General features: G+C 29.2%; 5 protein-coding genes and 1 pseudogene. 5 read left to right on the top strand and 1 reads right to left on the bottom strand.

Features of this window, described 5'->3' with window-relative positions; all coding sequences use genetic code 11:
* From CHL78_RS20915 to CHL78_RS19700, 4 genes and pseudogenes are all read left to right on the top strand, one after another.
* Positions 1-611: pseudogene (locus CHL78_RS20915) on the top strand (DNA polymerase III subunit gamma/tau); the annotation flags it as partial.
* 159 nt (positions 612-770) lie between these two features.
* On the top strand, positions 771-1,115 hold the full coding sequence (locus CHL78_RS19690) for a YbaB/EbfC family nucleoid-associated protein (protein ID WP_094369563.1): 345 nt from the start codon (positions 771-773) through the stop codon (positions 1,113-1,115).
* Between the two features lie 12 nt (positions 1,116-1,127).
* Positions 1,128-1,727, top strand: coding sequence for a recombination mediator RecR (recR, locus tag CHL78_RS19695; RefSeq protein ID WP_116041740.1), 600 nt, complete (start codon positions 1,128-1,130; stop codon positions 1,725-1,727).
* 142 nt (positions 1,728-1,869) lie between these two features.
* The gene (locus tag CHL78_RS19700; RefSeq protein ID WP_116041742.1) at positions 1,870-2,094 is read left to right on the top strand and encodes a hypothetical protein; all 225 of its coding nucleotides are present in this window, start codon (positions 1,870-1,872) and stop codon (positions 2,092-2,094) included.
* Positions 2,095-2,189: 95 nt separating this feature from the next.
* Here the strand turns inward: CHL78_RS19700 and CHL78_RS19705 are convergent, their stop codons facing one another.
* Positions 2,190-3,404, bottom strand: a complete 1,215-nt coding sequence (locus CHL78_RS19705) for an MGDG synthase family glycosyltransferase (protein WP_116041744.1) — start codon at positions 3,402-3,404, stop codon at positions 2,190-2,192.
* A gap of 155 nt (positions 3,405-3,559) precedes the next feature.
* Here CHL78_RS19705 and CHL78_RS19710 point away from each other — a divergent pair, with 155 nt between their 5' ends.
* A complete protein-coding gene (locus CHL78_RS19710; protein ID WP_116041747.1) occupies positions 3,560-3,787 on the top strand; it encodes a glutaredoxin family protein in 228 nt (75 codons plus the stop codon).
* Positions 3,788-4,054: the final 267 nt, after the last annotated feature.

Genomic DNA, 4,054 nt, shown 5'->3' on the forward strand with positions numbered 1-4,054 from the left:
CTAACCCAAGGGTATTAGCTGAAGTAACTATGATGAAGATTGCTCAGCCTATGTTTGATGAAAGTAAAGAAGCTCTTATTAAGAGAATAGAAAACTTAGAGAAGGTAATTGAGAGTGGTAATATAAAAGTTGTTGCTCAAAGTACTGAAAATAAAGATATTGATGATAATCATCATGTAGAAGAATCTATAACAGAAGAAATTGTATATGAAGCTGTAAAGAGTGAAGATGTAAATCTTATAGAAGCGTCTTGGAAGAATATATTACAAAGAATTAAAAAAGATAAAAAGATGCCTATATATGCTCTTTTAGGTGAAGCTAAGAGTTTTAATGTATATTCAAATATGCTTTATATAGTTTTCGATGACAATTTTGGATTTGCGAAGGCTAAGTTGAGTGCAGATGATACTAAAGAATATATAGAGAAAGTAATAAGAGAAACACTTAATAGAAGTTTTAGTATAAAAATAGTACTAAAATCAGAAGTTAAAGGTATAGAACTGGAAATCAAAGAGAAGAGTCTAGACAAAGGTGAGGAAATATTAAAAAATATAGTTACAGAGGGAATACTAGAAATAAAAAATAGTATTGAAGAAAATCAAGACAAATAATAAATACTATTATGATATAATATTAGAATAAAAAAAATGCCTTGAGTTATGTATAGGTAAACTATTATCTTATATGAAAAAAGCCTAAAATACAGGCTCGTTGCTCAAGTCAAGTGAGAAAAATCTATAAATAAAGATAAGTCGAGGAGGATATTAGTTATGGCTAAAAAAGGATTTGGTGGAGGCATGATGCCTGGTAATATGAACAACTTATTAAAGCAGGCTCAAAAGATGCAAGAAAACATGCAAAAAATGCAAGAAGAGTTAGAAACTAAAGAAGTAGAAGCTTCTGTTGGTGGAGGAGCTGTTACTGTAAAGGTTAATGGTAAGAAAGAAGTATTAGATATAACTATAAAACCTGAAGTTGTTGATCCAGATGATATAGAAATGTTACAAGATTTAGTTTTAAGTGCAGTAAATCAAGCTTTAAGAAGTGTTGATGATATGCAATCAAATCAAATGAACAAAGTAACTGGAGGAATGAATATCCCAGGATTATTCTAGTAGGTGAATGATATGCAAGTATACACAGGGCCTATAACTAGGCTTATAGAAGAGTTTTCTAAACTTCCAGGTGTAGGAAGAAAGACAGCTCAAAGATTAGCATTTCATGTTATAAATATGAATACTAATGATGTAGAGGCTTTATCAAAGGCAATTATAGATGCTAAAAGAGAAATAAAGTACTGTTCTGTTTGTTGCAATATAACAGATACAGATCCGTGCAGTATGTGTTCCAATAAAAATAGAGACTCTAGTGTTATATGTGTAGTAGAAGATCCAAGAGATGTGGCTGCTATGGAAAGAACTAGGGAATTCAGAGGTCAATATCATGTATTAAATGGAGTTATATCTCCTATGGATGGTATTGGTCCAGATATGATAAAGATAAAAGAGCTAGTGATAAGATTAGGAAACCAGGATGTTAAGGAAATAATCATGGCTACTAACCCTACAATAGAAGGAGAAGCAACTGCTATGTATATAGCTAGACTTTTAAAACCTATGGGAATAAAAGTAACTAGAATAGCACATGGGTTGCCTGTTGGTGGGGACTTAGAATATGCAGATGAAGTTACAATATCTAAGGCTTTAGAAGGTAGAAGAGAAATATAGAAATCGAGGTAGATACCTCGATTTTTTTGTCGTTTTATACAAGAATTTTTGGTTTGAATTTAAATTAGATTTATTGAATAAGTAATATTATTTGGTGTATAATCTGATATAGATTATTAAAAATTTTTAATAGGGGTGCAAAATGAAATCAACTATGAATTTAGAAGAACATAAGGCAATGAAGGAAAAGAGAGTTAAGAAATTAAGCTCAAAAGAAAAGTCTAAATACAGTGAAAATGATGATTTAAGTTTATTAATTAAGAAAAAGCCCAGTAAAGAATCTAAGAGTAAAAATAGTGAATTCAGAAATAATTATAAGAACTATCAATATGATTACGAGGAAGATTTTTATGAGCCTATGTACTAAAAAGAAAATTAGTTAATTACTAGATAATTAATAAATATATTGTAAGAAAAAACTCACTATGAAATTACCATAGTGAGTTTTATTTATATATAAAGCTAGTTTTGTTCTGATAAAACATCTACAACTAAGTTAGCTATATTTAGTGAAGAATTGAACTTTCTTATAGATTTTATATTTTTCTTTAACATATCCAATCGAGATGGGTCATCTATAAGAACCTTTAACAATACAGTTAGAGTATATTTTTTTGTAGTTCTCAAAGCTGCTCCACAGTTACAAAGAAAATCTAAATTTTCCTCTTCTTGCCCAGGTATATAATATGGAACTATCATAGGCAAATCTTTAAGTAGTGCCTCAGTTGTTGTCAATCCTCCGGGTTTGGTTACTAAAACATCTACAGAAGCTAATATATCATTCATTTTGTTTGTATATCCAAGAATACATACTTTTTTATCAATATAACAATTAGACGCTAATTTTTTTTCTATTTTTTCTCTTAAAGTTTCGTTTCTCCCAGTAATAACTAAAACCTGAAAATCTCTATCTATATCTAAAAGTTCGTCTAGAGTTTCTTTAATATTACCTGCACCAAAACTACCGCCCATTAATAGCACAGTTAATTTATCAGGAGATAGCCCAAACTCAGATAGTACGGTTGCTCTATCTCTATGAGATAGGAAAGATTTTTCAACAGGAATACCAAAAGCTTTGATTTTATTGCTATCAACATCATCATATACCAAAAGTTCTTTAACGTATTCATGCCCTACTATGTAATAATCTAATTCATTTTGTATCCATGTAGAATGAGTAGTGTAGTCCGTTAATACAGAAATCATAGGTGGAACATCTATAGCATTGGAATACTTATGAAAACTTTCAGATAGGTGATGAGTGCTAATATAAGAGTATGAATCTGAAGTTTTCTTTATGGTACTGAGTGCAATCATTGGAAAAGGGTGAGTGCCTATTATCAAGTCTGGCTTTCTTTCATTAAGAAGCTTCTTAAATTTTTTAGCCATAAATGATGTAACTAAATTACCTTTAAATTCATTCCTAGACAGCAAGGTAGTTTCAGAAAGTCTATAAACACTTCCGTATGCCTTGGGAGTATAAATCGCTGATTTCTCATACCCTTGAGAGATTATCTTGTCCATAGTAGAATTAACTAACTTTAAACTATCTATTATCTCACACTCAATTGGAGTGCCATCAATTGTCTTATTAACTAATTCTTCCTTAATAGCTCGAGCAGCTCTATTATGCCCTCCACCAGTGGAAGCAGACATAATTAATACTTTTTTGCTCATAACAAAATCCTCCTAAAATGTAGCGCTATATTGCGCAAATATGCAAAGTTATGTATTATAATTATACTTCAATAAAGTGAAATTAATAAGTAGATAAAAAAAATTTAACAATAGCAAAATAAATTAGATGAAAGATGACATAGGAGGGATTGGCAATGAATATAGAAATATATACAAATGACAAGTGTGGAAGCTGTGTAAAAGCTAAAGAATACTTTGATTCTAATGAAATAGGATATATAGAACATAATATATCTAAAAATTCAAATGCTAGAAAAGAATTAATAGGTATGGGGTATATGTCAGTTCCAGTGATAATTATAGATGGACAACATGTATTAGGTTTTGATTTAAATAGAATTAAAAGTTTATTAGATAAATAGAGCTATTTGTAGTTATGACAAATAGTTAAATTAAACTAGTTATCATAACTACAAAATAATAAAAATTAAGTAGAATAAAAAAAGAAAAAATAGATAAAATAAAAAAGAATTAAAAGTTTTAAAAAAAGTTTTAAAAAAGTGTTGACGATATAAAATAAAGGTGATATAGTATTACTTGTCCTTAAGAAAAGGGCAAACAACAAGAAACAAATGAACTTTGAAAATTAAACAGTAGGTTAATTTATAGAATTTGAAACAACCAAACAA

This window comes from Romboutsia weinsteinii (genome assembly GCF_002250835.2).
Classification (GTDB): Bacteria; Bacillota; Clostridia; order Peptostreptococcales; family Peptostreptococcaceae; genus Romboutsia_A; species Romboutsia_A weinsteinii.